Origin of the sequence: Proteiniborus sp. DW1 (genome assembly GCF_900095305.1) — a bacterium.
Taxonomy (GTDB): Bacteria; Bacillota; Clostridia; order Tissierellales; family Proteiniboraceae; genus Proteiniborus.
In genome coordinates this window covers 1-6,665 of the sequence record NZ_FMDO01000011.1, presented here as the reverse complement: position 1 = coordinate 6,665, position 6,665 = coordinate 1, and the positions used below count along the sequence as shown (strand labels likewise).

General features: G+C 29.3%; 2 protein-coding genes and 1 CRISPR repeat array. Both genes read right to left on the bottom strand.

The window, feature by feature from the left end; genetic code table 11:
* Positions 1-37: 37 nt before the first annotated feature.
* Positions 38-5,172: a CRISPR direct-repeat array (repeat unit 30 nt; unit sequence ATTTACATTCTACTCTAGTTCTATTAAAGG).
* A gap of 185 nt (positions 5,173-5,357) precedes the next feature.
* A complete protein-coding gene (cas2, locus tag DW1_RS02965; protein ID WP_074349152.1) occupies positions 5,358-5,636 on the bottom strand; it encodes a CRISPR-associated endonuclease Cas2 in 279 nt (92 codons plus the stop codon).
* 4 nt (positions 5,637-5,640) lie between these two features.
* Positions 5,641-6,633: a type I-B CRISPR-associated endonuclease Cas1b gene (gene cas1b, locus DW1_RS02960; protein WP_074349153.1), complete on the bottom strand. Its 993-nt coding sequence runs from the start codon at positions 6,631-6,633 to the stop codon at positions 5,641-5,643.
* Positions 6,634-6,665: the final 32 nt, after the last annotated feature.

The window sequence follows — 6,665 nt, the reverse complement described above, 5'->3', positions numbered from 1 at the left end:
CAGCTAAATCAAAAGTACTCATTTTCTTTTCATGCCAATTTACATTCTACTCTAGTTCTATTAAAGGATTAACCTTTTCGTTAATTATCTAATTTGAGATATTGAATTTACATTCTACTCTAGTTCTATTAAAGGTTTAACCGTATATTTTGCAGTTTCTGCTATACTTGATTTACATTCTACTCTAGTTCTATTAAAGGGATAAAATAATTGACTTCTATAAAGAAATGGGCGATATTTACATTCTACTCTAGTTCTATTAAAGGAATATATTCCTATTATCTATAATTTTAAATAACCTAATTTACATTCTACTCTAGTTCTATTAAAGGATAAAGCCTGTCATTCCGACCGACATTTCTATATCATTTACATTCTACTCTAGTTCTATTAAAGGATATGGACTTCACTTATCAAGATGGAGAAATAAATCATATTTACATTCTACTCTAGTTCTATTAAAGGGATAAGTGAAGTCCATATTGGTCCTTATCTTGACTTTATTTACATTCTACTCTAGTTCTATTAAAGGCTGAGTGCGATAAATCCGATAATAGCAGGTAATACAACATTTACATTCTACTCTAGTTCTATTAAAGGTATGGACTTCACTTATCAAGATGGAGAAATAAATCATATTTACATTCTACTCTAGTTCTATTAAAGGGCGGGAAAAACGTCCGCATATCCTCATCAAAACCTTATTTACATTCTACTCTAGTTCTATTAAAGGAAGGAGAGATGAAAATGGGATTTTGGCAATGTAAAGAATTTACATTCTACTCTAGTTCTATTAAAGGCCAGCAGCAGTACCAATACCAGATGTATATTATCCATTTACATTCTACTCTAGTTCTATTAAAGGTGTCATCAACCCAAATTTCTACTTTTTCACTATCTACATTTACATTCTACTCTAGTTCTATTAAAGGTAGGCATGGAGTAATGATAAGCGAAGCTACAAAGAAATTTACATTCTACTCTAGTTCTATTAAAGGAGGCATAACATTCCTTAAGTAAAAGAGGTGAGAGAAATTTACATTCTACTCTAGTTCTATTAAAGGTAGTTATATATGCCCCATAAGGGTATCAAAAAAGGATTTACATTCTACTCTAGTTCTATTAAAGGGCTTGTTCGTTTTGTGCTTGTTGAATTGCATTTAATGATTTACATTCTACTCTAGTTCTATTAAAGGTTATTCTTGCTGTTCTAACCTCAGTATTCAATCTTCATTTACATTCTACTCTAGTTCTATTAAAGGTTTTAAACTCTCCACATTTTGTAATATCTTTTAATATTTACATTCTACTCTAGTTCTATTAAAGGTTTTAAACTCTCCACATTTTGTAATATCTTTTAATATTTACATTCTACTCTAGTTCTATTAAAGGGAGAAGAGTATTATCAAATGAAATGGAACTACTTAATTTACATTCTACTCTAGTTCTATTAAAGGAAGTCGGATCAAAGCTTAGAATACGGTTTAGTTAACTATTTACATTCTACTCTAGTTCTATTAAAGGGTTTTCAAGCGGTTGCACCATGTAAAGATGTTAGAAGATTTACATTCTACTCTAGTTCTATTAAAGGTCTAATCTGAACTACTACACGTGGTGTATCAGAGTTATTTACATTCTACTCTAGTTCTATTAAAGGATATTTTTGATACGCATAGATATGTTTTGCTTTGAAATTTACATTCTACTCTAGTTCTATTAAAGGGTTATTAAAAGATACCTACTATGTAAGTGTTGACTAATTTACATTCTACTCTAGTTCTATTAAAGGCTTATTTAGTTGTTCCATTTAATCACCTACTAAAAAAATTTACATTCTACTCTAGTTCTATTAAAGGGTTAGTTTCCCTGCTATTTCAGGAGGAAGGTCTTTATTTACATTCTACTCTAGTTCTATTAAAGGTGATAAAGCCATTATTGCTGTCTTAGAACCTTTAGCATTTACATTCTACTCTAGTTCTATTAAAGGGCCATTGTAATGCTTTGTGTTGATTCATCATAATAATTTACATTCTACTCTAGTTCTATTAAAGGACCCGTAAAACAAGATTGGCAAATTATGAAAGAAAGAAATTTACATTCTACTCTAGTTCTATTAAAGGATGAATGTCTATTCATTTCTGCTGCTGCCTTTAATGATTTACATTCTACTCTAGTTCTATTAAAGGAGATAGTAGCAATAAGACCTTGGGAAACTCATATTGATTTACATTCTACTCTAGTTCTATTAAAGGATGTATTAGGAAAAGACAGTCCTAAAGCAGTTAAATTACATTTACATTCTACTCTAGTTCTATTAAAGGTTTCACCAAAGAAGCTAATCAGGAGTATATGTCAGTATTTACATTCTACTCTAGTTCTATTAAAGGATTAATTTAGAAGAAATTACGAGAAATAAACTACAATTTACATTCTACTCTAGTTCTATTAAAGGAAAAAAATATTAAGTGGACTGAAATACGTGAAAGTTGATTTACATTCTACTCTAGTTCTATTAAAGGTTGTGTGCTAAAAGACAAAACCTCTGTCTATTCGGAATTTACATTCTACTCTAGTTCTATTAAAGGACTAAGGGTTTTATTCTGCTATGACAATATTTCCGTATTTACATTCTACTCTAGTTCTATTAAAGGGAAGTTTTCTGCTCTTGTAACCTGTATCATCATATAATTTACATTCTACTCTAGTTCTATTAAAGGTAGTTTCGGCTATTCAAGCCTCATCAGTATAGCTTATTTACATTCTACTCTAGTTCTATTAAAGGAAGGTTTGATTATTGAAATAGTAGGAAGCTGGATTATTTACATTCTACTCTAGTTCTATTAAAGGATGTATTACTAATGCATGTTAGATGTTTATATGATTATATTTACATTCTACTCTAGTTCTATTAAAGGGTTAAACTTTTTATATATTCAATCAATATTAAAATGATTTACATTCTACTCTAGTTCTATTAAAGGAAAAGGGTAGTCTATAGCAAAAAAAAATAAAATATAAATTTACATTCTACTCTAGTTCTATTAAAGGTTTAATCCACTACAAGAGTACAAATGGAAGAACAAAATTTACATTCTACTCTAGTTCTATTAAAGGTATTTCCTGATGACAGTATTTCTAACAACGGAGAATTATTTACATTCTACTCTAGTTCTATTAAAGGAATGAAAAAGAAAATTGATGCTGAAATAGCGAAGGGATTTACATTCTACTCTAGTTCTATTAAAGGTTGGACTTGAAGGTGCAGATGTTTTTGGAATTTATAATTTACATTCTACTCTAGTTCTATTAAAGGGTCGCTAAAGGAACCTTGACAACTAAATATAGGTAGCATTTACATTCTACTCTAGTTCTATTAAAGGCATCGGAATATTAAACGATCAAAAAGTAGTTTATACAATTTACATTCTACTCTAGTTCTATTAAAGGTAGCAATATGTGGATATATTCATTTAGTAACAACAATTTACATTCTACTCTAGTTCTATTAAAGGTCCTATCAAATACTATGTCAATCATAAAATTCCCTTTATTTACATTCTACTCTAGTTCTATTAAAGGTTTGACAAAACGGTTACTAGAGAGATTGACAGCATTGATTTACATTCTACTCTAGTTCTATTAAAGGCTACAGGGTAGAGAAATTGTACCACCCATATGATTAATTTACATTCTACTCTAGTTCTATTAAAGGAGATAAAAAATTAGATTTTGCTAAGTGGGCAAACGAATTTACATTCTACTCTAGTTCTATTAAAGGTAGTCATTTAAATATATTTCTAAAAGTTCAACGTCATTTACATTCTACTCTAGTTCTATTAAAGGCCAAGCACAAAAAAAACAATATCGGTCATTGAAACCATTTACATTCTACTCTAGTTCTATTAAAGGCATTTATGTTCGGTCAACTAGGTAGTTTAGTCATATTTACATTCTACTCTAGTTCTATTAAAGGTCCTGCTTAGTATCTATAAAAAATTTGTAGGTACTAATTATTTACATTCTACTCTAGTTCTATTAAAGGATCAAATCGCTGTAACCCTTGCAATTACTAAGCTACATTTACATTCTACTCTAGTTCTATTAAAGGGTTTTGATGATAATTACTTAGCTGGAATGAAACTACATTTACATTCTACTCTAGTTCTATTAAAGGCTTTCTTTGTATTGCTATATATTTGCCTACATGGTCTATTTACATTCTACTCTAGTTCTATTAAAGGAATCCACTTGCACCATCAGGTAATATAAAATTTTCATTTACATTCTACTCTAGTTCTATTAAAGGTAAAACATTAGATATGATACATGATGTTGAATTAGATTTACATTCTACTCTAGTTCTATTAAAGGGGTTCCTGTCCCAACAAGGGGTGATAGTTTGTCAGGTATTTACATTCTACTCTAGTTCTATTAAAGGATTAGTTAGTAAAGTTGTAGTTAGTCTGATGTTATAAATTTACATTCTACTCTAGTTCTATTAAAGGTAGCTTTCAACACACAACATGATGCTGAGGAACCTTATTTACATTCTACTCTAGTTCTATTAAAGGGATTATATTATTATGTGCCTTAAAATCGATTTTAAGATTTACATTCTACTCTAGTTCTATTAAAGGTTGAGAATAAAGTATGACTATCCACCTATACCACCATATTTACATTCTACTCTAGTTCTATTAAAGGCATTGCAGCAGTTAATCTATTGCCTTTATCATCTGCTATTTACATTCTACTCTAGTTCTATTAAAGGAAGAAATATTAAGTGGACTGAAATACGTGAAAGTTGATTTACATTCTACTCTAGTTCTATTAAAGGTAATATGTATTATAGACAGTAGTTATGTATGCCCTTATATTTACATTCTACTCTAGTTCTATTAAAGGGCCTGTTTCAGCAACAACTTGTATAATTCGACCGTCATTTACATTCTACTCTAGTTCTATTAAAGGACTTCTGCATTCAATGCTTCAAATATCTTTCTCATATTTACATTCTACTCTAGTTCTATTAAAGGAATTCCCATTCTTTTATTACTTGGCCCGTATCAGGAAAATTTACATTCTACTCTAGTTCTATTAAAGGTTGCTTCTGCTATTGTCATCTAAAAACCCCCTTTAGAAATTTACATTCTACTCTAGTTCTATTAAAGGTCGTTTCAATAGAGGTATTGATTTTACTAAGCTACAAGTGTATTTATTGTCTATGTATTATTTTTTATTCACTAAATTATTAATATTTCAAAATATATTACCCTAAACAGTTACTAACACCTGAAATTATAACTCTTGTCTATTACCAGTAATTTATGCACTACTACAGGTCGACAATACATTTTTCAAAAAAAATTTGATGTTTTATCATCTTTTAGTCCTAAAAATTCTTTAGTCAACCATCTTTCATCCCGGCTTTTGAATATAATAAGAGAATCTTTATTATCTCTAATATATTTACCTAACTCTATTTTTAGCTTCATTAAATTAAGTTCTGTTAGATTTCCTTCAAATACTGACATTTGTATGTGAGTCAAATATTTTTTGCATATTTTAAAGATGTTTCTCTGAACTCGTGCTCCTCCTTCATCCATCATTATATCATACATTAACACTATATACATAAAGTCACCACCAAATTTTAAATCCAGTATATTCTTTCTCACCTATAATATGTTTAATTAATTTATAGCATTCTAACCTAATAAGATATCTGTAAGAAACATCCCGCCCTAAGTCTTTATGAGCTATGGTTTGCTCAAGTCGCTTATCGTACTCTATTAGTATTTTCTTTTTTCCAGATTCTTTTAAATACACAAAGTTAGATTCTTTCTCAAAATCCTCTTCTGTAATTTGATTTTTGTTTAGTATCGAAAATATCATTCTATCTCCAATTAATGGCTTAAATACTTCTGCTATATCTAAGCAAAGTGAAAATCTTTTTGTGCCTGGTTCATGAAGGAAACTTATTGTTGGATTTAATTGAGTTTTGTATATTTCAGATAAAACTGTCGTGTATATAAGACTATTTACAAAGGAAATCAAAGAGTTAATCATATTATCGGGTGGTCTCTTTACTCTTTTCTCAAAGTTTATATCCTGTTTTACAATACTATTCCAAGTAGAATAATATGTTTTTCTAATATTCCCTTCCACTCCCATAAGTTCATTAATAGACTTAGTATGATCTAGCTTTTTTATTAAACTATCAATACTTCTCATTGGTTCTTCTATGTTAATTCCTCTTCCATTATAATATCTGAGATTTCTATAGATATTGTAAGATGCTGCTTTCAATATCTCTTTAGCAATCATCAATCTTTTTTCATCATTATCATACACTCGTACTTGCTGGACTGATAAATATCCACTTATGTTTGTTTCTCTAGGATAATAGCTACCACTATAAAACCCGTAATAATTAAATACATGAAGTATAATGCCCTTTTGAGATATAAAATTCAATAATTTCGTATTAAGACTTACTTCACCAAAGAGATATATCTCATCTGTAACTTCTGCCTTGAGATTTTTTTCATTCCCATCCAAACTCTTAATAACTACACTATTATCTTTTCGTCTTAAATCTCCATCTTTTAAAATATAAAAGGTTTCTCCCAATATTACACCTCCTATATATAACACAATTCATA